Origin of the sequence: Roseateles saccharophilus (assembly GCF_031458095.1) — a bacterium.
Classification (GTDB): domain Bacteria; phylum Pseudomonadota; class Gammaproteobacteria; order Burkholderiales; family Burkholderiaceae_C; genus Pelomonas; species Pelomonas saccharophila_A.
In genome coordinates this window covers 318,464-340,602 of the sequence record NZ_JAVDXU010000001.1, presented here as the reverse complement: position 1 = coordinate 340,602, position 22,139 = coordinate 318,464, and the positions used below count along the sequence as shown (strand labels likewise).

Genomic DNA, 22,139 nt, shown 5'->3' with positions numbered 1-22,139 from the left:
TGGCCGCGTCATGGCGGCGCGTCGATGACCTCGGAAGTCATTGCCGCCATGTCGGCTTTCGGGTCAACTGGAGTCTTCCTTCTTCAGGATCCCCCCGCCGGTTCGCGCACCACCGTGACCGTGCAGTCCGACTCGGCCACCACCTGGCCCGACACGCTGCCCAGGTAGCGCCGCAAGGCCGATGCGCCGCGCGCGCCCATGACGATGTGGTCCACGCCATTGCGGTGGGCGAAGTCGATGATGGCGCCGGCCGCGTCCGGGGCCTCCAGCACATGGAAGGTCAGCCGCCCGTCGTCCAGGCTGAGGGCCTTGCTGATGGGCCGTGCCCAGTGCTTGAGCGCGATCAACTGCTTCACATGCAGGCTCTGGCCGTGCTGGTCGGTCAGCTCGTCGATGCCGATGCGGTTCACGCGCATGACGCTGACGCAGGCCAGGCGCGCGCCCGCCTCGGTCTGCACGATGCGGCGCACGGTCTCGCTGAGCTGGGCCAGCAGTTCGGGCGTCGCGTTGTCGACGTCCACGGCGGCCATGACGATGGGACTGCGCGCCAGCTGCTGGCCGGCCGGCGCGGCGGGCGGGGCTTCCGCGCCGAGGGCGAAGAACCAGCGCTTGAGCCGCATCATGGCGCCGCTGACCCGCAGCTTCTCGGCCCGTGCCGTCAGCGCGACGCCCGCGGGTTCCCGCAGGTCCAGGGCCAGCTGGGCGGCGCTCTGGTAGCGGCGTTCGGGCTTGACCTCCAGGCAGTGCAGGACGATTTCCTGCAGCCAGGGCGGCAGTTCGGGCCGGATGGCGCGCGGCGGCACCGGCTCGACAAAGAGGCGGCGGCGCAGGCCGCGCACCGAGTCCGGCTGGCCGAAGGGGCGCTCACCGGTGGCCAGGTGGTAGAGCATGACGCCCAAAGCAAACAGGTCGCTGCGCGGATCATTGCGCACGAACTGCACCTGTTCCGGGCTCATATACGGCCCCGTGCCCATGGGCAGGGTGAACTCCTCCTCGAGCAGGTCGGGCAGTTGCTCGTGGCGGCTCAGGCCGAAGTCGACCAGCACGGCCGTGCCGTCGGGCCGGAACATGATGTTGCTGGGTTTGATGTCCAGGTGCACGACATGCTGGCGGTGCAGGGCCGCCAGGGCCGTGGCGACGCGGGCGCCGATGTCGGCCACCTGTTCCGGCGGCAGCGGCGCATCGTCGAGCAGCGGGCGCAGGGTGTCGCCCGGGATGCGCTCCATGACGATATACGCCTGCCGGGTCCAGTCGCCGCGGGCGATGAAGCGTGGCACATGGGGGCCGCTCAATTGCGGCATCAGCATCTGCTCGACCTCGAAACCGACGATGGTGGCTGGATCCTCGCCGCCCTTGATGCGCGGCACCTTCATCAGCAGCTCGATGCCGTCGTCGCTGCCGTCCGCGCGGGCGACCTGCCACAGATTGGCCATGCCGCCCTGGTGCAGCCGGGCTTCCAGCCGGAAGCCGTCCAGCACCTGGCCGATCTCCAGCGGCGCGGGCGGGGCGGGCGAGGCAGGGGCCGTCGTGCTCATCACTCGCCGCGGGTCAGGCGGGCCGCCAGGCGCTCGGCGATCAGCGGCGGCAGGTCGGTGGCGCGCAGGGCCGCCACGGCCGCTTCAACGTCGTAGGCCACGCGCTGGAAGGTGATGCGGGCGTCGTCCAGGTCGGACTTGCCCGGATTCAGCAGCGCATAGCAGGCCGCCGGGTTGCCGTCGCGCGGCTGGCCGCAGGACCCCGGGATGGCCAGCCACTGGCGGTGGGCCGGCAGCGGCATGGGCACGCCGGCCACGGGCCGGAAGTCGCCCGCCTTGCCGGTGCCCGACAGGTGAAAGAGCATGGGCTCGTGCATATGGCCGCAGACCTGGATACGCGCCTGGCTGGAGTGCAGGCTTTTCACCGCATCGGCGCGGCCCTGGATGTACTCCCAGCCATTGGGCTCGAAGGCATTGGCATGCACGAAGAGGCAATGGCCCGGCTCGCCATGGGCCTGCAGCGGCAGCCGGGCCAGGAAGCGCAGCTGGTCCTCGTTCAGCTGGGCGCGGGTCCAGTCGATGACGGCGCGGGCGTCGGGATGCATGCCCGGGTTGCTGCCATGGGCCACGGCCTCGTCGTGGTTGCCCTGCACGGCGATGGCGCCATCGGCGACCAGGGCCATGACCTGGTCGACCACCCAGGCCGGATCGGGGCCGTAGCCGACGAAGTCCCCGAGCAGCGCATAGCGCGTGGCGCCCTGGGCGCGGGCGTCGGCCAACACGGCCTCGAAGGCCTGTCGGTTGGCATGAATGTCTGTGATGAAAGCCCAACGCATGGGGCGCAGCTTGCCACGAAGGGCTGACGCCGGGCCGACACGTGTTCAGAGGCTTGCCAGATCGGGGCGGATGCGGGTCAGGGCGTCGAGCAACTGCCGGGCGGCGGCCGGGTCACGCTGTGCCAGGCCTTGCGCGAGGCGGCGCAAGGGTTCAGCGGCGGGCTGGAAGTCGGGGCTCTGGCGCAACACGGCCAGCAGCGGTGGGCCGACGCGGGCCAGCATGACGGCGGGGTCGGCACTGGGCGTCGTGCGCCGGCCCAGCTCGAGATAGCTGCGGCGGGCCTGGGCATAGGCCGTCAGGCGCATGGCGAGTCCGGCGTAGGGCGTCGTGAGCAGGGTGCTGGCGTCGACCTGCAGTTCACCCAGCACGTCCAGCAGGCGGTCGCGTGGCGCAGAGTCGGGCGCATAGGTGATGCGCGGCGCGCGGTAGGCCACCCAGGGGCGGTCGTCGCTGTTCAGCGGCGCACCGGCGGCGAAGCGCCTCAGGGCGGCGGCGTCGGCGATGACGCTGCCCAGCACGGCGAAGTCGTCGGCCAGGCCGAAGCGCGCCGCCAGTTCGGGCCAGGCGCGGGGCTGGAAGCGTGTGCCACCGGCCCGGCCGACCAGGCCGAGGGTGGGCGTGTCCAGGCTGTTGCTGGCCAGCAGGGCGACGCCGTCGGGAAAGGTCTGCTGGAAGCTGGCCGCGATGCTGCGCAGCGTGGCGATGTCGAGCTGGTGCAGGGGCAGCCACTGGCAGAACAGGCCGGCGGGCGCCAGGCGCTCGCGCACGGCGTGGAAATGTTCGACGGTGTAGAGGGCGCCCGAGCCGCTGCGGGCGGGGTGGAAGTTGTCGGACACGATGACGTCGTAGCGCTGCGTGGCCGTGCGCACGTATCGGCGCGCATCGGCCGCGAGCAGATGCGGTGCCGGGCCGTCGCCGGTGCGGAATAGGGCGGAGGCCGCGATGACCTCGGGCAGCAGTTCGACTGCTTCGACCTGAACGCCGGGCAGGCGCGCGGCGACGCCGGCCGTGACGCCCGAGCCCAGGCCGAGGAAGAGAGCGCGCTGCGGTGCCGGATGCAGCAGCAGCGGCAACAAAGCTTGGCGGCCATCGACGTGCTGCGTTGCGCTGCTGCCTTCCTGCTGGCGGTTGTTGATGTGCAGGCGGGCGACGCCGGTAGCGTCCTCGACGACGCTGACGGCCGCCATCGCGCCGTCACGGTAGCTCAGCACGCGGCCACCGTCGGGCAGGGCGATGAAGGCCAGCGGCGGCGCGAACAAGGCGAGCGCCGTCGTCGCCGCGGCGGGCAGCCACCAGCCGGCACTGCGCCAGGCCGGCAGGAGCAGCAGATAGCCGGCCGCCACCAGCAGCAGCGCCAGCTTGGGACCCAGCGCGGGCGCCAGCGCGACACCGAACAGCGGCGCGGCCAGCATGGCACCCAGCGTGTTGACGCCGAGGGCCCGGCTGAAGGGGATGCCGGCCCGGGAGGCGTCGGCGCTGAGCTGGCAGAACAGGGCGCCCATCAGCAGGGTCGGCAGGGCGAACACGGCGACGGCGAGCAGGGCCTCGGTGGCCAGGGCCATGGCGAAGGTCTCGGGTTGCAGGGCCTGCTTGATCGCCTCGGCGCCCCACAGGGCCGCCATGCCCAGCAGGCAGCTCAGGGCCAGGGCCTGCAGCAGGCGCGGCGTACTGCGCAGCCCGGGCCAGCGTGCAAAGGCCGCGGCGCCCAGGGCGCTGCCGGCGAGGTAGACGGCCAGCAGCAGTGCAAAGGTGTAGACGGTGTCCTCCGCGACCTGGCTGAGCACGCGCACGGCCAGCACTTCGTAGGCGATGCCGAGCAGGCCGGTCGCGGCGAGCATCCACAGCGGCCGGTCGGACCGCCAGGGGCCGAGAGTGGGCGTCGGCCTTCCCTGGAGCGCCATGCCGGCGAGCAGGGCGCAAGCGAGGTTGAACGCGACGCACAGGCCGGCGCTTGCCGTCAGCCCCCAGGCCGGGATCAGCCAGAAGGCTGTGGCCAATACGCCCACGACGGCGCCCAGCGTGTTGGCGGCGTACAGCGGCGCGACATCGGCCGCGCTCAGGCGCGCCATGGCCGGCAGCGTCGCGCCCATGGCCGCCGTGGCCGGCAGCAGCAGGAGGAAGCCGGCGCCGAAGGCAACGCCCCAATGCCAGAGCGGCGTCGCGTCCGGCCCGATCAGCTGCAGGGCTGCGCCGCTGGCCACGGGCATCGCCAGCATCAACACGCCGCCCCAGAACCCGATCAGCGCTTCGCAGCCGGCGTACCAGCGCAGCGGTTTTGCACTCGCCTCGATGCGCCTGCCCAGCAGCAGCGAGCCCAGCGACAACCCGCCGAAGAAGGCCGCGACGACCGCAAGAACGGCGGCGGCCTCATGCCCGAGCACGAGGCCGAACTGCTGCGTCCAGACGATCTGATAGCCCAGCCCGGCAAAGCCGGACGCGGCCATCAGCAGCAGGGCCAAAGGCTTCAAGCGTTGAAGCTCAAGGTATAGCCCCAGCTCTCCAAGCGAGTGGGTATCGCGTTGAAGGCCAGGCTGATGCGGCGCCCGCCGGCATTGGGCGGCACGGCGTGCATCAGATAGCTGGGAAAGATCACCATGTCGCCGGGCGCCGGCGCGGGGCTGACCCATTTCTCGGCGTTGTAGGGGCCGGTCACGACGCCGGCATGGTCGTTCTTCAGCGCGAAGTCATGGCCGCCGGGCGACTTCATGAAGACGGTGCGGGCCGAGTCGTGGGTCTCGGTCAGGTAGACCACGCCCGAGGCGAAGCTGTTGGCATGGTTGTGCATGGCCTGGCGGCCACCGCTGTCCAGCACGTTGACCCACATCTCCTTGATGGCCCAGCCCAGCTGCTCGCCGAAGAGATGGCGGCCGAACTCGGCAATGCGGGGCGTGATGAGGGCGGCGGCCTGGACCAGCAGCGGGCTGTCGGACGGCTGCAGCATGCGGGTGTGCGACAGGGCCTCGGAGCTGTTGTTGGTCTGCAGGGCCTGGGTGCTGAAATGGTCGACCAGGGCGTTGACCAGCGCCTGCGGCAGCACGCCGGTCGAGCGCTGCAACGGCACCGGGAAGAGGCCGACGACTTCATCCGTCATGCCAGCACCGCGGCCACACGCAGCCACGACCAGTAGGCCGCGACGGCACCGATCATGTAGAGCAGCACCGTGCGCAGGCGTTGCGTGGCCGGCCAGCGGCTGGTGAGGCGCCACAGGCACCAGCAGACGCCCACCGTCATCAGCTGGCCGAGTTCGACGCCGACATTGAAGGTCAGCAGGGCGACGAGCAGGTGGTTCTCCGGCAGCCCGATTTCCTTCAAGGCGCCGGCAAAGCCCAGGCCGTGCACCAGGCCGAACAGGAACGCAACGACGGCTGGCCAGCGGCGCGCCAGGGTTTCGCGCCTCTGCAGGGCTTCGCCGGCCACCAGCACGATGGACAGGGCGATGCTGGCCTCCACCGGGGCCGAGCGCAGCGTCAACCAGCCCAGGGCACTGCTGGCCAGCGTCAGGCTGTGGGCGGCCGTGAAGGCGGTGATGGTCCAGATCAGGCGGCGCTGGAAGCCAACCAGGAAAAGCAGGCCGATGACGAACAGCAGGTGATCGATGCCGCCGAGGATGTGCTCGACGCCCAGCAGGGTGTAGGCGCTGGCGATCTCGCCCATGCCGCGCGGATCGTTGGCGGCGCCATAGAGCTGCACCGTCGGCTGGGCCTTGGTCAGCGTGTAGACGCGACTCTCGCCGTCGAGCCAGAAGACCTTGACCAGGGCGGCCGAGTAGCGCTCGCCGACACCGTTGACGGACAGCGTGCCCGACAGGCCCTGGGGGCCGCAGCGCAGCACGCCCGCATCGGCCTTGCAGGCGGCGGGCCAGACCGGCGTCAGGTCCTGGGCGGCGGGGCGCTTGTCGCTGGCCATCCATTGCCACAGGAATTCGCCACGCTGGGTCTCGCGCAGCTGCATCTCGGCCATGCTCATCTCGTGGCCCAAAGCCGGCAGGGCCGCGGCCAGGGCCAGCAGCCAGATCAGCAGGCGCTTCATTTCGTGGACGCCTCGACCTTGATGACGTATTTCTTCGCGAGGGCGGCGACGGCGGCGCTGCGCTGCTCGGACAGGGTGGCATCGGTCCAGTCCTGCTGGACGATATTGCGCAGGGCCTCGAAGCTGGCCGGCCTGGCGCCGTTGGCCGCATCCAGGCGCACGGCGCGCCAGCCCTCGCGGCTTGGCAGGGCCAGCCATTGGCCGGGTGAGGCGGCCTCCAGGCCCTTGGCGAAGCCCTCGCCATAGCTCTGCAGCAGATTGCTGTGCGGACGGCCCTTGAAGACGCGCAGGCCGGCCTTGGCATCGCCCGGCGTGCCGGCGTTCAGCGCACTGACGAAGGCGCGCACGCTGGCCTCGCTGGCTTCGCCTTCCAGCGCCGCTTCCTGGAAGTCGAAGCGGGCCGGTTCGTCGTATTTGGCGCGATGCTTCTCGAACCAGTCGCGCAGGGTCTTGTCCTCGGCCGGCGGCAACTGGGTGCCGCTGTCGACGACGGACAGGGCCTTGAAGATGACGCGCTCGCGGATGGCGGTGTCGCCCTTGTCCAGCTGCAGGGCCAGGCCCTCGCGGTAGAGCACCTCGTTGTCCAGCCAGACCTTGCGCAGGGCCGCCATCTCCTCGTCACTCGGCTCGCGGTTGCGCGTGGCCTTGAAAAGCTGGCGGGCCTCGTCGGTGACCTCGGCGCTGATGACGATCTCGTTGGCATCGCCGGCGCGGCGGTTGATCAGGTGGTCGACGCCGAAGAGCAGGGCCCCCAGAAGCAGGAAATGCAGCAGGGGTTCGCGGGTCCAAGCGGGCAGGGGGCGGCGCGTGGGCGGTGCGAGAGCAAGGGGAGGCAGGACGCTGGACATAGCCCGCCATGCTAGGCAGCGAACAAGACAGAACGACGACAGCGGCGCAGGCCGCCAGGCCCACGCCGCTGTCATGACGAGCGCCTGGCGCTTACTTGACGCCGGCGACCAGGGTCGAGCCGCTCACTTCGACATAGATGGGGTTGCTGTAGAACCAGAGATCGGACCAGGCCGCGATGTCATAGGACACCGCCTTCTGGCCGTTGATCGGGTTGGAGGCGCCCGTGGCCGTGGCCAGGTGGGCCGGGCACCCATCGATGGGGCCGTTGGCCTGCGTCCAGTTGGCGCCGTTGGCCGGGACGTTGGTGCCCACCGTCGTGCAGGGGATGCGCAGCATCGTCGTGTCGTTGGCGTTGGTGTAGACATCGGACAGCGGGTTGCCGCTGGCATCCGTCTCGTAGGGCACGGAGGCCGGCAGATTGCTGCCGCGCAGGCGCACGTACTGCGAGGCCTGCACTGCCGGGATCCGGAAGCTCATCTTCAGGAAGCTCGTGTTGTCCACGCCCGACTGCACCGTCGTCCACGGCGTGCCGCCGTTGCCGCTGAAGGTCTTGAGGATGGCGGCCGAGGTGTTCTTGGCGGCGGCGGGCACCGAGGCCAGGCCGGTGGTCGTGCCGTCGGCCTTCAGCCAGTTGGTGTTGCGCGGCCATTCGCCGGCGTAGTCGGCAGCGCCCGGCGTCTTGTAGCCGGTGACCAGGCCGCGGATGACGTCGACATGGTCCAGCACCGGCTTGTTGATGGGCTGGCGGACGCCGATCTGGGCCAGGGACGGATTGGGGAAGCTGTAGGGGGCGAAGTTGACGCCTTCCGGGTCGCGCAGCACGACGGCGACGACGATCTCTGCGCCCGGGCGCACGACGAGCTTCTCGCCCATGGTGGCGCAGCCGCTGGCACTGATGTCGGTGGCCTGGGTCGCGGCGGCGACGGCCAGCGCTTCCACCGCAGCGTTGGAGCGCGCGCCGGGGCCGGCGTAGGAGGCGCAGGCGACGAAGGCCAGGCGGTCGATCAGCTGGCCGGTGCTGGACCAGGCGTTGCCGGTGCGCAGGCCGTCGACGATGGTCTGCGGGCGCAGCTTGTCGCTGCCGTTGCGCACCATGACGTGGGTGCGCTGGTATTCGCCGGGATAGAAGTCCTGGCTGGAGCGGCGGTCATCGGGGCCGAAGCTGCCGCGGTTGTGCCAGTCGGAGCTGGCGAAGAACCACCAGTTGCGGCCTTCGCCGAGCAGGGCGTCCCAGACGCCGCCCACCTGGCCGGCGTAGACGCCGGTGCCGCCGAAGGTGGTGCCGCCGACCGAGTCGGTCAGCACGCCGCCGATGTTGTTGCGCTTGACCTGGTATTCGCCGCGGTTGTTGGCCGCACCATGGCCGGGCTGGGACTCGAAGCCGAAGGCGATGTTGGGGGCGGCGTTGTTGAAGTTGCGCAGATGCTCGATGTTGTAGCCGTTGTTGCCGTCCGGGTTGAAGGGGCCGGCGCGCTCCAGGTGGGCCGGCACGTAGTAGCTGCCCTGGCCGTGGAACTTGGCCATCCACTTCAGCGCTTCCACGGTCTTCAGGTGGCCCTTGCTGCCGGTGCCGGCGCCGCCGGGCTGCACCAGCTTCTGGCCGGTGGCGCTCCAGCCCAGCGTGGCCGAGGTGGAGTCGGCGCTGTCGGGGTTGGCGCAGCTCCAGTTGTTGCCGACGGCGGAGCCGGTCACGTTGCCGCGGCTGGTGTCGGTGTCGCCGCGGTCGAAGCAGTAGGACCACTTGGCCAGCGCGTCGGCATTGCCGGTGGCGGTGTAGCCCGGCGTGTTCGGCAGCGTGAGGGTGTCGATGCTGGCAGGCATCTGGCCCGTGATGACGGACATCGACGAATGCTCATGGCCGGCGACGACCGACTCCATGCCGATGAAGAGCGGCAGGTTCTTCTGCACCGACAGGTACTCGAGCACCGGGTACTGGTACTCCTGGATGGACTGCCAGCGCCACATATTGCCGTTGCCGCCGACGCCACCGCCATTGCCCTTGATGTTGGCCGCGCCGATGCTGTTGGCCCAGGTCGTCGTCGGGCCCTGGCCGGCGACATAGGGGTAGGCCGGTGTCGACAGCGTGGCGTCTTCTACCAGCGTGCAATTGCGGTTGCCATTGCCGCCGTGACCGGCCTGCACGAACCAGTCCAGGCCCCAGGGCGTCTCGGTCTTGTCGGTGACCTTCTTCACCAGCTTCTGCATGGAGATCGAACCATCCGAGCAGGTGGTGTGGTTGTGGAAGTCGCCGGAGACGTATTTGCCGGCGGTCTTGCCGGCGGCGGTCGCGAGGCTGGGCGCGATGACGGCGGCGCTGCTCAGGGCCGCGAGCGCGGCCAGGGCGACCTGGCTCTTGGTGAAGAAGTGGGACATGGAAGCGGCTCCAGGATGATTTGTGGGAAGGCCAAAAACGGGGCGGATGCTAGGAAGCGGCCGTGACCCTGACGTGACGGCAGCGCGACGCCGCGCGGTCCGTCAGCGCAGGCCGCCGAAGTCGACGTTGAGGGTCGCGTTGACGGGTTCGGCGAATTCGAAGATCAGGCGCAGCGGGTAGCTGCGGCCGATCTGCAGCGGCTGCTGCAGGTCCAGCAGTTCGAGGTGCAGGCCGTCCTCGGTCAGGGCCAGCGTCTCGCCGGCGCGGATCAGCAGGGGCAGGTCTTGCGCGCCGGGGCCGGCCAGGCGCACCCCCGCAGCCACGGGGGTCTCGATGCCGACGAGGCGGTCGGTTTTCTGCACCTCGTCGAAGCGCATGCACAGCCGGGCGGTGTCGGCGTCGACGCGGGTCGAGCGTGTCCAGGGGTGCCAGATGCGCAGATGGCTGCTGAAGAATTCGCAGGCCTTCGCAGGGCGGGCGAGGCCGAAGTAGGCGGCGCTGGCGGCGAGCAGCAGATGGCGGCGGGGCAGGGCGGGGTGCGGCATGGGTGGACACCATCGCAGCCGGCCGTGACAACGCGGTGAAGCGATCGCGTCATGTGCTTGTCGTCTTTCGTCACCACACTCCGCCCCGATTCAAACGCAGCGGCGTCCGCCGCTCCCAACCCTCTTCCAGTTCTGGAGTTCATCTGATGAAGCTCGCCACCCTCGCCCTGGCCCTGTTGGCCCCGTTCGCGCTGCCCGCCCAGGCCGGCACGCAATTCCTGGTCGACTTCGAGAGGACCTGGGACTACGGCCAGGCCGTCGACGCCAGCTATGCCGCCTCGGGCGTGGTTTTCACGAACATGCTGGGCCTGTCCAACGATCCGGCGTTTGCGCCTTACTACAGCAATTCGCCGTCGCCCCTGGGCGTGGGCTTCGTGCAGCTGGACGGCGTGTCCAACACGACCGCCTATATGAACGTCGCGGAGGGTGTCAGCGGCGTGCTGGACTTCTTCTATGCCAGCCCGACGGCGATCACGGGGGCGATCAAGGCCTATTCCGGGCTGAACGGCACCGGCGAGCTGCTGGGCGTGTTCGACCTGGCCGCCAACACGGGCGCTGAATACGACAGCTGGACCGCCGCCAGCTTTGCCTTCGCGGGCAAGGCGCTGTCCTTCGACCTCAGCGGTGCCGCCAACGTCGTCGCTTTCGACAATTTCTCGGCCCTGCCGGAGCCGGGCGAGGTCTCGCTGGTGCTGGCGGCCCTGGGTGGCCTGGCCATCGCTCGCCGTCGTCGCAGCTGATTGGCAGCGATCCAAAAAAAGAAAAGCCGGCTGTGAGCCGGCTTCTTCGTGGGCGGGCTGAGATCAGCCAATGCGGCCGAGCAAAAGGTACTCCATGAGTGCCTTTTGTACGTGCATGCGATTCTCAGCCTCGTCCCAGACCACGGACTGTGGTCCGTCGATGACGTCCGCCGAGACTTCTTCGCCGCGATGGGCCGGCAGGCAGTGCATGAAGAGGGCGTCCGGCTTGGCACGCGCCATCATGGCCGCGTCCACGCACCAGTCCGTGAACGCGGCCTTGCGGGCCTCGTTCTCGGCCTCGTAGCCCATGCTGGTCCAGACGTCGGTCGTCACCAGGTCGGCGCCTTCGCAGGCTTCGCGCGGATCCTTGAAGACCTTGTAGCAGCTGGCGTCCTTGATGCCGGCCACGGCCGGGTCGACGCCATAGCCGCTGGGCGTGCTGACATGGACCTTGAAGCCGAGGATCTCGGCCGCCTGCAGCCAGGTGTTGGCCATGTTGTTGCCGTCACCCACCCAGGCCACGACACGGCCCTTGAGGCAGTCCATGTCGATGGCGCCGCGCCGGTCCATGCCGCGGTTCTCGATGAAGGTGAACAGGTCGGCCAGGATCTGGCAGGGGTGGTACTCGTTGGTCAGGCCGTTGATGACCGGCACGCGCGAATGCGCCGCGAACGCCTCGATCTTGCTCTGCTCGAAGGTGCGGATCATGACGATGTCGACCATGCGGCTGATGACGCGCGCCGAGTCCTCCACCGGCTCGGCGCGGCCCAGCTGGCTGTCGCCCGTCGTCAGGTGCACGACGGAGCCGCCCATCTGGTACATGCCGGCTTCGAAGCTGACGCGCGTGCGCGTGCTGGCCTTCTCGAAGATCATGGCCAGCGTGCGGTCCTGCAGCGGTTGGTATTTCTCGTAGTTCTTGAAGCGCCGCTTGATGATGGCGGCGCGGTCGAACAGATGGGCGTATTCCTCGGCGCGCAGGTCCTTGAACTGCAGATAGTGGCGCATCAATGCGTCCCCCGGCTTCATGGCTTGGGCTGCGCGAGCAGCGCCTTGATCAGCGGCACGAGGCGGGCCGCGATCTCGCGCGCCTCGTCGTGGGTCAGGATCAGCGGCGGCAGCAGGCGCACGACGCGGTCGGCGGTGACGCTGATCAAGAGGCCGGCGTCCAGCGCCTGGCCGAGCAGCGGGCCGGCCGGGCGATCGAGCTCGATGCCCAGCATCAGGCCCTGGCCGCGGATCTCGACAACACCGGCCTCGCCGGCCAACCCTTCAGCCAGCGCGCCACGCAGCGTGGCGCCGGCGGCCTCGGCATTGGCCAGCAGGCCGTCCTCTTCCATGATGGTCAGCGTCTCGACACCGGCGCGCATGGCCAGCGGGTTGCCGCCGAAGGTGGTGCCGTGGTTGCCGGCCTTCAGCACGTCGGCCGCACGCGGGCCGCAGACGACGGCGCCAATGGGCACGCCGGAGCCCAGGCCCTTGGCCAGGGGCATCACGTCCGGCTTGATGCCGGCCCATTGATGGGCGAACCACTTGCCGGTGCGGCCGATGCCGCACTGCACCTCGTCCAGCATCAGCAGCAGGTTGCGTTCATCGCAGAGGCGGCGCAGGGCCTGCAGGAACTCGACGCGGGCCGGGTTGATGCCGCCTTCACCCTGGATGGTCTCCAGGAAGATGGCCGTGACATTGGGATGAGCGGCCAGGGCGGCCTCGAGGGCGGGAATGTCGTTCAGTGGCACGCGCACAAAGCCCGGCACCAGCGGGCCGAAGCCCGCCTGGATCTTGGGATTGGCCGTGGCGGACAGCGTCGCGATCGAGCGGCCGTGGAAGGCGCCCTCGAAGACGATCACCTCGGGCGAGGCATTGCCGCGGTCGTGGCCGAACTTGCGGGCGATCTTCAGCGCCGCCTCGTTGGCTTCCAGTCCGCTATTGCAGAAGAAGACATTGGCGAGGCCCGAAAGCTCGCAGAGCTTGGCGGCGAGCTTTTCCTGCAGCGGCACCCGGTAGTAGTTGCTGGTGTGGATGAGCTTGGTGAGCTGGTCCTGCAGGGCCGGCACGAGGCGCGGATGGTTGTGGCCTAGCGTGTTGACCGCGATGCCGCCCAGTGCATCCAGCAATCGTCGGCCCTGCGTGTCCCAGACCCAGCTGCCTTGGCCGTGCGAAAGCGCAACGGGCAGGCGGCCGTAGGTCGGCATCACATGGGGCTCGGACGAGGGGGGCACAGCGTTCATCGGGTCTCCGATTGGCTTGAGGAAAAGTGGACTTTTGATTCTAGAGTCCATGCCGAGGCTTTTGCTGCGCCGCAACAGATGAGGCGCCGCCGAGGCACAATAGCGGTCTTTGGCAGCGGCCCTCCGCTGTAGCCGCGAAGCCCCCTGTTTCATGACCGTTGCCCCCCCGCCGCGCGAAGTCTTCATCCAAGGTATCACTCTGGATGGACGCACCTTCCGCCCCAGCGATTGGGCCGAGCGGCTGGCCGGCGCGATGTCCTGCTTTCGCCCCGGCGGCGCGCGTGGCGGCATCGGCGCCCACATCGGCTATTCGCCTTACTGTGTGCCCACCGTCATCAACGGCGTGAAGTGCGTCATCGTCAATGAGGAGCTCAGGCGCCTCGAGCCCATGGCCTGGGACTTCGTCATGAACTTCGCCCGCGACAACAACCTGCAGGTCGCCGATGCCTGCCTGCTGCCCGATGGGCCGGGCGGCAAGCCGGCCGCTTGAATACGTGGTTTCCTAGCGAGACTCCGGAGGCGCGCCTGGCTGCGGCGCCGTTATCCTCGCCGGCAATGTTTGGAAACATGCCGATCAATCCCAGCACCTCGGGCGCCGTGACCCGGCCCATGGGTGTCGAGCCGCCTGTGGCAGAGGTGGCGGCGCCAGTCTGGGTGCTGCTGCGCGGCCTGTCTCGTGAAAGCGGGCATTGGGGTGTCTTCCCCGAGCATCTGCTGCGCGAACTGCGGGCCCTGCAGCCCACCGCCAGGCTGGTGATGCTGGATCTGCCCGGCACCGGCGCCTTGCGCCGCCAGGCCAGCCCGACCCAGGTCTCGGCCATCGTCGACGCCTGCCGCGCCCAGTTGGAGCGCCAGGGCGTGAGCGCGCCGGTATCCCTGATCGGCATGTCGCTGGGGGCGGCGGTATTGAGCGACTGGGCCAACCGCTATCCCAAGGAGGTCGAGGCCGGCGTGTTGATCAACCCGAGCCTGCGGCCTTTCAGCGAACTCTTCCGCAAGTCGCGGCCCTTGAACTATCTCGGCCTGCTGCTGCTGTCACTGAGTCGCTTCAGCGCCCGCATGCGCGAGGAGCGCGTGCTCAGCCTGACGACGCGGCTGACGCCGACGCAGGCCGTCATCGAGCGCTGGGTGGAGTTGCAGCGCCAGCATCCGCTGGGCGTGCGCAATACCGCCCGCCAGTTGCTGGCCAGCATGCGCTACCGGGCCAGCCGCACGCGACCGTCGGCGCCGATGCTGCTGCTGTGCAGCAAGGCCGACAGCCTGGTCGACTGGCGTTGCTCCCAGGCCATCAGCCGTGCCTGGGGCGCGCCGCTGCGCCTGCATACCAAGGCCGGCCACGATCTGCCGCTGGACGATCCGCAATGGGTGGCCAAGGCGGTGGCCGAATGGCTGCGCGACCGCAGCATCCAGGGCGTGGTGGCGGGCGAATGGCACTAGAACGAGCCCCTCGCCCAGTCTCGCCCTGCTGAACGCGGGCTAGCCTGGTCGGTCTTGCAGACCGCGCTGCGGCAGTGCCGCAGCCCTTCGGCAGGCACATGCCGCCCACTGGGCGCCATGTGTCCGACCTCAGCCCCCGAGGGGACGGCGATGCAAGCGGCGTCGAACCGCTTGCACATCGCCCAAGGCGGGCCGGCTAGGGAGCGGCCCGGCGCTCGGCCCGCAATACGATGAACTCCGGCTCCGAAATGCAGAAGGCCCGCTTTCGCGGGCCTTCTGCTTGCACCAGAGCTGGATTGGTTATCAGGCGGCGAGCGCCTTGATCTTGGCGGACAGGCGGCTCTTGTGGCGAGCAGCCTTGTTCTTGTGGAAGATGCCCTTGTCGGCGACGGAGTCGATGACAGTCTGGGCGGTCTTGAACAGGTCGGCGGCCTTGGACTTGTCGCCAGCCGTCACGGCCTTTTGCACGTTCTTGATGACCGTGCGGAATTTGGAGCGCAGCGCGGTGTTCGCGGCGTTGAGCTTGACGTCCTGGCGGGCGCGCTTGCGGCCCGATGCCAGGCGAACCGTCTTCTTCTTGGCTTTGGAGCTGGTTGCCATGCTGTATCTATACCCAGTTGGTGCAAAGACGACGAGTATAGCCTGAAATCAGGGTTAAAGCCAAGTGCCTCCGCGCAGTATCGAAAGAGACGCTATTCACGACACAGATAATCCGCCGCCATGAATCTGCTGCGCGCTGCGTCGACCATTTCCCTTCTGACCCTGACCTCGCGCATCACCGGCCTTGTCCGCGAAACCATGGTGGCCGGGCTTTTCGGCGCCACGGCGATGACCGACGCCTTCCTGGTCGCCTTCCGGATTCCGAATCTGCTGCGCCGGCTTTTTGCGGAAGGCGCATTCTCCCAGGCCTTCGTGCCGCTGCTGGCCGCGACGCGGGCGACCGAAGGCGAGGCGGCGACGCGGCGTCTCATCGACGCCGTCGCCACGGTGCTGTTGTGGGCTCTGGTGGCGACATCGGTGATCGGTGTCGTCGCCGCGCCGCTGCTGGTCTGGCTGCTCGGCTCGGGCCTGCCGGGTCCCGCCTTCGACGCCTCCGTCGCCATGACGCGCTTCATGTTCCCGTATATCGGCTGCATGTCGCTGGTGGCCCTGTCGGCGGGCATCCTGAACACCTGGCGGCGCTTCGTCGTGCCGGCGGCCACGCCGGTGCTGCTCAACCTCAGCGTCATCGCCGTCGGCTGGGCGCTGGCCAAGCCGCTGGAGCGCGCCGGCTACCCGGGCATCTATGCCATGGCCTTCGGCGTCATGCTGGGCGGCGTGTTGCAGCTGGTGGTGCAGTGGCCGGCGCTGCGAGCCGTCGGCGCGATGCCGCGCATGCAGCTGAGCTGGCGTGGCTTCCAGGCCTCGCGCAGCCACCCCGGTGTGGGCCGCGTCCTGCTCGGCATGGGGCCGGCCTTGCTGGGTGTGGGCGTGTCCCAGCTGTCGTTGATGATCAATACCCAGATCTCCAGCCACCTCGCCGAGGGGGCGACGTCCTGGCTGAACTACGCCGACCGGCTGATGGAATTCCCCATCGGCCTGCTCGGCGTGGCGCTGAGCGCCGTGCTGACGCCGCAGCTGTCCGCCGCCCAGGCTTCGGGCGAGAAAGAGCGCTACAGCCGCCTGCTCGACTGGGGCCTGCGCATGGTGATGCTGTTCGCCTTGCCCTGCGCCGTGGCCCTGCTGGTGTTTGCCGAACCGCTGACGGCCGTGCTCTACCACCGCGGCGCCTTCACCGCCAGCGACGTCGCCCACACGGCGCAGTCCGTCATGGGCTGGGGCGTGGGCCTGATGGGCCTGATCGCCGTCAAGGTGCTGGCGCCCGGCTTCTTTGCCCGCCAGGACACCGGCACGCCGGCCAAGATCGCGGTCGGCGTGCTGGTGCTGACGCAGGGCTTCAATCTCGTCTTCGTGCCCTGGATCGGGGTTGCCGGCCTGGCCCTGTCCATCGGCCTGGGGGCCCTGGTCAATGCGGGTTGGCTGTTCTGGGGCCTGAGGAAGCTGGGCAGCTATCGCCCCGAGCCGGGCTGGCTGGGCTTCGGTCTGCGTGTGGCCCTGGGCTGTGCGGCCATGGGCCTGTTGCAATGGCAGCTGGCGACCCGCCTCGACTGGCTGGGGTTGGGCGCGCACGAGATCCAGCGCGGCCTCGTCATGGCCGCCAGCCTGGCCGGCAGCGCCGTCGTCTATTTCGCGGTGCTGCTGCTGATTGGCATGCGGCCCCGCGCCCTGGGTCGTCCGAGCTGACGATGAAGTTCGCGGCGCCAACCCCGCTGGACTATTTCGCCACCCTGGTGGCGGAAGACGCGGGCCTGAACCTGCTTGAAGCCGCCATCAGCCTGGCCCAGGATGACCATCCCCAGCTCGACGTGCAGGCCGTGCTTTCCCATGTGGACGGCCTGGCGCGCCGGCTGCGCGAGCGCATCGCGCGCGATGCCGCGCCGGCCCAGAGGCTGCGGCTGCTGACGCAGTTCTTCCACCGCGAACTCGGTTTTGCCGGCAATCTGAACAACTACTACGCAGCGGACAACAGCTACGTCCACCGCGTGCTGGAAACCCGCCGCGGCCTGCCCATCACCCTGGCCGTGCTGCTGCTGGAGCTGGCCGAGCAGGCGGGCCTGCGCGCCGCCGGCGTGGCTTTCCCGGGGCATTTCCTCGTCAAGTGCAAGATCGGACTGGGCGAGGCCGTCATCGATCCCTTCACGGGTGAGTCCTTGTCGCCGTCACGTCTGGATGAGCGTCTGGCTCAGTACCGCCAGGGCAGCGGCCTGCCGGACGATCTCGAGCTGCCGCTGGAATTCTTCCTGCGCGCCGCCACCAAGCGCCAGATCCTGGCTCGCATGCTGCGCAATCTGAAGGAGGTGCACCGCGCCGCCGAGGACTGGCCACGCCTGCTGGCTGTGCAGCAGCGACTCGTCATCCTGCTGCCGGACGACCCGGCCGAGCGCCGCGACCGCGGCCTGGTATTGGCGTCGCTGGGCGCGTTCGCCGCCGCGGCGGAGGACCTGAGCTTCTATCTCGCCGCGCGGGCCGATGCCCCCGATGCCCCCGACTTGCGCGCCCGCCTGGCCCTGCTGCTCGACCAGGCCCGGCCGCCGCTTCAGTGACAATCCGCGCCCGCTTGCCGACCACCATGATGAAGCTCACGAAGCCCCAACGCACCGCCCTGGCCTGGGGCGGCGTCGCCCTCGCTCTCATCCTGCTGCTGTGGCTGCTGTCGCCTGTGCTGGCGCCGTTCATTGCAGCTCTCGTGCTGGCCTATGCGCTGGCCCCTGTCGTGCAGGCCCTGGTGAACCGCCGCGCGCCGCGTGCCGTCGCGGTGCTGATGGTCGAGATGCTGTTCGCGATGGCCCTGCTGGCCCTGATGCTGCTGGTGCTGCCCATCCTCAGCAAGGAACTGCCGGCCCTGCGCGAACAGATCCCGGCCCTGGCCAAGCTGGCCAACGACAAGGTCTCGCCCTGGTTGGCCGAGCATGGCATCTATATGCAGCTCGACCCGGCCAGCATCAAGGCCTTCGTGCTGAAGTATCTGGACGCCAATTTCGAGGAGTGGCTCGCCACCGTGCTCAGTTCGGCCCGCATCGGCGGCAGCTTTTTGCTGGCCTTCATCGGCAATGCGGTGTTGCTGCCGGTCGTGCTTTTCTATCTGCTCAATGACTGGCCGAGCCTGGTCGAGCGCATGCGCGCCCTGGTGCCGCCGGCGGCGCGCGACTCGGTCGGTGGCTTTCTCGACGAGTGCGACTTGACGCTGGGCCAGTACCTGCGCGGCCAGTTGCTCGTCATGGGCGCCCTGGCCATCTACTACAGCGTCGGCCTGGCGCTGGCGCGCTTTGACCTGGCCCTGCCCATAGGCGTCTTCACGGGCCTGGCGGTCTTCATTCCCTATCTGGGTTTCGGCCTGGGCCTGGTGCTGGCGCTGCTGGCGGGCCTGCTGCAGTTCGCCAGCCTCTATGGCGTGGTCGCCGTGGCCATCGTCTTCGGCGTCGGCCAGCTGCTGGAGAGCTTCGTGCTGACACCGCGCTTTGTCGGCGAGCGCATCGGCATGAGCCCGCTGATGGTCATCTTCGCGCTGCTGGCCTTCGGCCATCTGCTGGGCTTCGTCGGCGTGCTGATTGCGCTGCCGCTGTCTGCGGTGGCTGCCGTGGCGGTCAAGCGCCTGCACAAGGCCTATCTCGCGAGTTCCCTGTTCCGCTAAAGCTTGATGAGGCAGATTCCCCTTGCGCTGCTGGCGCCGCCGGCGCCCAGCTTTGACAACTTCCTGCCCGGCGCCAATGCCCAGGCCCTGGCCTATCTGCTCGGGCTTGTGCCCGGCGATCCCCCGGTGCTGCTCTGGGGCCCGACCGGCTCCGGCAAGACCCATCTGCTGCAGGCCCTGGCCGAGCGCTGGCAGGCGGCCGGCCAGCGCGTCGCCTGGTACGACGCCGACACAGCCTTGCCCTGGGAGCTGCCGACCCATGAGAGCCTGCTGCTGCTGGATGACTGCCAGCGCTTCGACGCCGGTCAGCAGCACGCTGCCTTTGCCCTGTTCGTGGCCTCGGCAGGGCAGGGCTATACCCTGGTCGCCACGGCCGACGCGCCGGCCGTCGATCTGCCCGTGCGCGAGGACCTGCGTACCCGCCTGGGATGGGGGCCGAGCTTCGCGCTGCAGCCCCTGCGCGAGGCCGAGATGCGCGCCGTGCTGCGCCGCGAGGCCGACCGCCGCGGCCTGCTGCTCGGCGACGAGGTGCTGAGCTATCTGCTGACCCGCTTCGAGCGCAATCTCAAGGGCCTGATGGCGCTGCTGGAACGTCTGGACGAATTCGCCATGTCAGCCAAGCGCGCGCTGACGCTGCCGCTGCTGAAGGCCATGCTGGCCGACGAAAAAATAGACTCTGACCCCAATTTATGAATCTGACGCTGTTTGACCTGGATGGGACGCTGATCCCCATCGATTCCGATCATTCCTTCGGCGCCTTCATGGTCGAGGTGGGCTGGGTCGACGGGGCCGTCTGGGGGGCGCGCAATGACGAGTTCTTCGCCCAGTACAACGCCGGCACGCTGGACCTGCCGGCCTATGTCGATTTCGCGACCTCGGCCTTCCGCAGCCGGCCGCTGGCCGAGGCCTTGGCCATGCGCGAGCGCTTCATGGCCGAGGTCATGCAGCCGGCGCTGCGGCCCGAGGCCATGGCCCTGGTTGAGAAGCACCGGGCGGCGGGCGACCTGATCGCCCTGGTGACGGCGACGAATGAATTCGTCACCTCACCCTTCGCCGAGGCTTTTGGCATCGAGCACCTGATCGCCGTCCAGCTCGAGCGCGACGCCGAGCAGCGCTACACCGGCGCCATCCGCGGCGTGCCGAGCTTCCGCGAGGGCAAGATCGCGCGCGTTGAGAGCTGGTTGCAGGGGCTGGGGGCACAATGGCGCGATTTCGAGCGCGTGAACTTCTACAGCGACTCGACCAACGACCTCCCGCTGCTCGAACGCGTCAGCCACCCCGTGGCGACCAATCCCAGCCCGACGCTCGCCGCCATCGCCGCCGAGCGCGGCTGGCCCCAGTTGCACCTCTTCGCATGATCAAAAAGTTCATCGACAAGCTGCTCGGCAAGCCTGCCGCGGCCCCCAAGAAGACCAGCCCGCTGGGCAAGCGGGTCGAGGTGACCGCCGAGGTCCACGGCATCAACCCCGACCTGCTCGACGAGCGCGCCGTCAAGGTCGTCAAGACGCTGACCGACGCGGGCTTCGAGGCCTATATCGTCGGCGGCGCCGTGCGCGACCTGCTGCTGGGCATGCGGCCCAAGGACTTCGACGTCGCCACCAACGCCACGCCCGAGCAGGTCAAGGGCTTGTTCCGTCGCGCCTTCATCATCGGCCGGCGTTTTCGCATCGTCCATGTCGTCTACGGTCGCGGCCGTGAGCACGAGGTCATCGAGGTCTCGACCTTCCGTGCCCTGCCCACCGAGTCCGAGGCGGTGGCCGGCAACGAGAAGACGGCCAAGGCCGAGCTCGACGGCAAGCACCACGCCGTGGACGCCAGCGGCCGCGTGCTGCGCGACAACGTCTGGGGCCCGCAGATCGAGGATGCCGCCCGCCGCGACTTCACCGTCAATGCGATGTACTACGACCCGCAGCGCCAGCTGGTGGTGGACTACCACGGCGGCCTGGCCGATGCCAAGGCCAAGCTGCTGCGCATGATCGGCGACCCGGAGACCCGCTACAAGGAAGACCCGGTCCGCATCGTGCGCGCCGTGCGTTTCGCGGCCAAGCTGGGCTTCGAGCTCGAGAAGAAGACCCTCGCCCCGGTCGCGGCCTGCATCCCGTTGCTGACCAATGTGCCGGCCTCGCGTCTCTTCGACGAGATGATCAAGCTGCTGCAGACCGGCCATTCCCTGTCCAGCCTGGTGCAGCTGAAGAAGCTCGGCCTCGTGGGCCAGGGCGGCAAGGTCTTCGCCGTGCTGGACGCCATGCTGACCGAGGCCGGCGACCTGCCCGAGGGCATCCGCGGCAACTTCGTGCGCCAGGCATTCGAAGATACCGACCGCCGCGTCAACGAGGGCCGTGGCGTCAGCCCCAGCTTCATGCTGGCCTGCATGCTCTGGCACGAGGTGCTGGACCGCTGGACCAAGACGCGCAACGCCGGCGAGCCGCCGGTGCCGGCCCTGGCCCAGGCCATCGACGCCGTCTTCGACGCCCGCATCGGCGACATCTCCGGCCGCGGCAAGCTGGCGGCCGACATGCGCGAGATCTGGATGATGCAGACGCGCTTCGAGCGCCGCAGCGGTTCGGGCGTCTTCAGCCTCATCGAGCAGCCGCGTTACCGCGCCGGCTTCGACTTCCTGCGCCTGCGCGCCGACGTCGGCGAGATCGACCCCGCCCTGGCCGACTGGTGGGAAGACTTCGCCCTGGGCAGCGACGACGACCGCCAGGCCTTGCTGGCCGACGCCCGCTCGTCCCAGCAAAAGCAACCCCGCGTCATCCGTGCGCCTCGCCCCGAGGCTGCGGCAGGCGAGGGCGCCGAGCCGGCCGACGCCGTTGACGCGCCGGCCAAGAAGCGCCGCCGCCGCCGCCGCAAACCGGGTGGCGGTGGAGAAGGCGCCGCGGCGCCCGCTGCTTCGGCCGAGTGAGCTCGCGCGCCTACGTCGGCCTGGGCGCCAATCTCGGCGTCGACCCTGCGGCTACGCTGACCCAGGCGGCCTTGCGCCTTGCAGCGCTGCCCCACACGAACGTCGCAGCCCTGTCCAGCGTCTGGCGCAGCGCGCCCGTGGATGCGGCAGGGCCCGACTTCCTGAATGCCGTCGTGGCCCTGGACACGACGCTGCTGCCCCTTGAACTGCTGGACGCCCTGCAGGCCATCGAGCAGGCCCATGGCCGCGAGCGGCCCTACCGCAACGCGCCGCGGACGCTGGATCTGGACCTGCTGCTGTATGACCAGCTGACCCTGGACACGCCGCGGCTGACGCTGCCCCATCCGCGCCTGGGCGAGCGCGCCTTCGTGCTGCGCCCGCTGCTCGAGATTGCGCCGCAACTGGCCCATCTGGCGGCCGCCGAGGGTTGGCAGGTCCAGCGTATCGAGCGGCTCGGGCCGCTGTCCCTCTGAATCCTGCCTGGAGATA

Annotated in this window: 21 protein-coding genes; 10 read left to right on the top strand and 11 right to left on the bottom strand. The window is 69.2% G+C overall.

Going from position 1 to position 22,139, the window contains the following annotated elements; genetic code table 11:
* Positions 1-83: 83 nt before the first annotated feature.
* The 8 genes from J2X20_RS01445 to J2X20_RS01410 all read right to left on the bottom strand — a co-directional run bounded on the left by J2X20_RS01445 (position 84) and on the right by J2X20_RS01410 (position 10,109).
* On the bottom strand, positions 84-1,535 hold the full coding sequence (locus tag J2X20_RS01445) for a protein kinase domain-containing protein (protein ID WP_310259807.1): 1,452 nt from the start codon (positions 1,533-1,535) through the stop codon (positions 84-86).
* The gene (locus J2X20_RS01440) at positions 1,535-2,311 is read right to left on the bottom strand and encodes a metallophosphoesterase family protein (protein ID WP_310259804.1); all 777 of its coding nucleotides are present in this window, start codon (positions 2,309-2,311) and stop codon (positions 1,535-1,537) included. Before J2X20_RS01440 ends, J2X20_RS01445 begins: the two co-directional genes overlap by 1 nt.
* 45 nt (positions 2,312-2,356) lie before the next feature.
* A complete protein-coding gene (locus J2X20_RS01435) occupies positions 2,357-4,780 on the bottom strand; it encodes a fused MFS/spermidine synthase (RefSeq protein ID WP_310259801.1) in 2,424 nt (807 codons plus the stop codon).
* The gene (locus tag J2X20_RS01430; RefSeq protein WP_310259798.1) at positions 4,777-5,403 is read right to left on the bottom strand and encodes a putative 2OG-Fe(II) oxygenase; all 627 of its coding nucleotides are present in this window, start codon (positions 5,401-5,403) and stop codon (positions 4,777-4,779) included. Before J2X20_RS01430 ends, J2X20_RS01435 begins: the two co-directional genes overlap by 4 nt.
* On the bottom strand, positions 5,400-6,341 hold the full coding sequence (locus tag J2X20_RS01425) for a HupE/UreJ family protein (protein WP_310259795.1): 942 nt from the start codon (positions 6,339-6,341) through the stop codon (positions 5,400-5,402). The genes J2X20_RS01430 and J2X20_RS01425 overlap by 4 nt, the downstream gene beginning before the upstream one ends.
* Positions 6,338-7,189, bottom strand: coding sequence for a peptidyl-prolyl cis-trans isomerase (locus tag J2X20_RS01420; RefSeq protein WP_310259793.1), 852 nt, complete (start codon positions 7,187-7,189; stop codon positions 6,338-6,340). Before J2X20_RS01420 ends, J2X20_RS01425 begins: the two co-directional genes overlap by 4 nt.
* Positions 7,190-7,280: 91 nt before the next feature.
* On the bottom strand, positions 7,281-9,563 hold the full coding sequence (locus J2X20_RS01415) for a hypothetical protein (protein ID WP_310259790.1): 2,283 nt from the start codon (positions 9,561-9,563) through the stop codon (positions 7,281-7,283).
* A gap of 102 nt (positions 9,564-9,665) precedes the next feature.
* Positions 9,666-10,109: a copper chaperone PCu(A)C gene (locus J2X20_RS01410; RefSeq protein WP_310259787.1), complete on the bottom strand. Its 444-nt coding sequence runs from the start codon at positions 10,107-10,109 to the stop codon at positions 9,666-9,668.
* A gap of 146 nt (positions 10,110-10,255) precedes the next feature.
* Here J2X20_RS01410 and J2X20_RS01405 point away from each other — a divergent pair, with 146 nt between their 5' ends.
* Positions 10,256-10,849 carry a PEP-CTERM sorting domain-containing protein gene (locus J2X20_RS01405; protein ID WP_310259784.1) on the top strand — a complete coding sequence of 198 codons (594 nt, stop codon included), beginning with the start codon at positions 10,256-10,258 and terminating at the stop codon, positions 10,847-10,849.
* A 63-nt stretch (positions 10,850-10,912) separates the two neighbouring features.
* Here J2X20_RS01405 and argF read toward each other — a convergent pair whose 3' ends face one another.
* Both argF and J2X20_RS01395 read right to left on the bottom strand, forming a co-directional pair.
* Entirely contained in the window at positions 10,913-11,875 is a 963-nt protein-coding gene (argF, locus tag J2X20_RS01400) for an ornithine carbamoyltransferase (protein WP_310259781.1), read from the bottom strand.
* Positions 11,872-13,077, bottom strand: a complete 1,206-nt coding sequence (locus J2X20_RS01395) for an aspartate aminotransferase family protein (protein WP_310259779.1) — start codon at positions 13,075-13,077, stop codon at positions 11,872-11,874. The genes argF and J2X20_RS01395 overlap by 4 nt, the downstream gene beginning before the upstream one ends.
* Before the next feature lie 151 nt (positions 13,078-13,228).
* Here J2X20_RS01395 and J2X20_RS01390 point away from each other — a divergent pair, with 151 nt between their 5' ends.
* Complete coding sequence (locus tag J2X20_RS01390) at positions 13,229-13,567, top strand: DUF3579 domain-containing protein (RefSeq protein ID WP_310259776.1); 339 nt, start codon at positions 13,229-13,231, stop codon at positions 13,565-13,567.
* A 77-nt stretch (positions 13,568-13,644) separates the two neighbouring features.
* A complete protein-coding gene (locus tag J2X20_RS01385) occupies positions 13,645-14,514 on the top strand; it encodes an alpha/beta fold hydrolase (protein ID WP_310259773.1) in 870 nt (289 codons plus the stop codon).
* A 303-nt stretch (positions 14,515-14,817) separates the two neighbouring features.
* Here the strand turns inward: J2X20_RS01385 and rpsT are convergent, their stop codons facing one another.
* The gene (rpsT, locus tag J2X20_RS01380) at positions 14,818-15,114 is read right to left on the bottom strand and encodes a 30S ribosomal protein S20 (RefSeq protein WP_310259770.1); all 297 of its coding nucleotides are present in this window, start codon (positions 15,112-15,114) and stop codon (positions 14,818-14,820) included.
* A 120-nt stretch (positions 15,115-15,234) separates the two neighbouring features.
* On the opposite strand from rpsT, the gene murJ reads away from it, so the two are divergent.
* The 7 genes from murJ to folK are packed head-to-tail and all read left to right on the top strand — an operon-like array spanning position 15,235 to position 22,123.
* Positions 15,235-16,797 carry a murein biosynthesis integral membrane protein MurJ gene (gene murJ, locus J2X20_RS01375; RefSeq protein ID WP_310259766.1) on the top strand — a complete coding sequence of 521 codons (1,563 nt, stop codon included), beginning with the start codon at positions 15,235-15,237 and terminating at the stop codon, positions 16,795-16,797.
* Between the two features lie 2 nt (positions 16,798-16,799).
* Entirely contained in the window at positions 16,800-17,657 is an 858-nt protein-coding gene (locus tag J2X20_RS01370; protein WP_310259764.1) for a SirB1 family protein, read from the top strand.
* A 26-nt stretch (positions 17,658-17,683) separates the two neighbouring features.
* Positions 17,684-18,745, top strand: coding sequence for an AI-2E family transporter (locus tag J2X20_RS01365; RefSeq protein WP_310259762.1), 1,062 nt, complete (start codon positions 17,684-17,686; stop codon positions 18,743-18,745).
* A gap of 6 nt (positions 18,746-18,751) precedes the next feature.
* Complete coding sequence (gene hda / locus J2X20_RS01360) at positions 18,752-19,438, top strand: DnaA regulatory inactivator Hda (RefSeq protein WP_310259758.1); 687 nt, start codon at positions 18,752-18,754, stop codon at positions 19,436-19,438.
* Positions 19,435-20,103 carry a histidinol-phosphatase gene (locus J2X20_RS01355; RefSeq protein WP_310259755.1) on the top strand — a complete coding sequence of 223 codons (669 nt, stop codon included), beginning with the start codon at positions 19,435-19,437 and terminating at the stop codon, positions 20,101-20,103. The genes hda and J2X20_RS01355 overlap by 4 nt, the downstream gene beginning before the upstream one ends.
* The gene (pcnB, locus tag J2X20_RS01350; protein WP_310259752.1) at positions 20,100-21,650 is read left to right on the top strand and encodes a polynucleotide adenylyltransferase PcnB; all 1,551 of its coding nucleotides are present in this window, start codon (positions 20,100-20,102) and stop codon (positions 21,648-21,650) included. The genes J2X20_RS01355 and pcnB overlap by 4 nt, the downstream gene beginning before the upstream one ends.
* A complete protein-coding gene (folK, locus tag J2X20_RS01345; protein WP_310259749.1) occupies positions 21,647-22,123 on the top strand; it encodes a 2-amino-4-hydroxy-6-hydroxymethyldihydropteridine diphosphokinase in 477 nt (158 codons plus the stop codon). Before pcnB ends, folK begins: the two co-directional genes overlap by 4 nt.
* Positions 22,124-22,139: the final 16 nt, after the last annotated feature.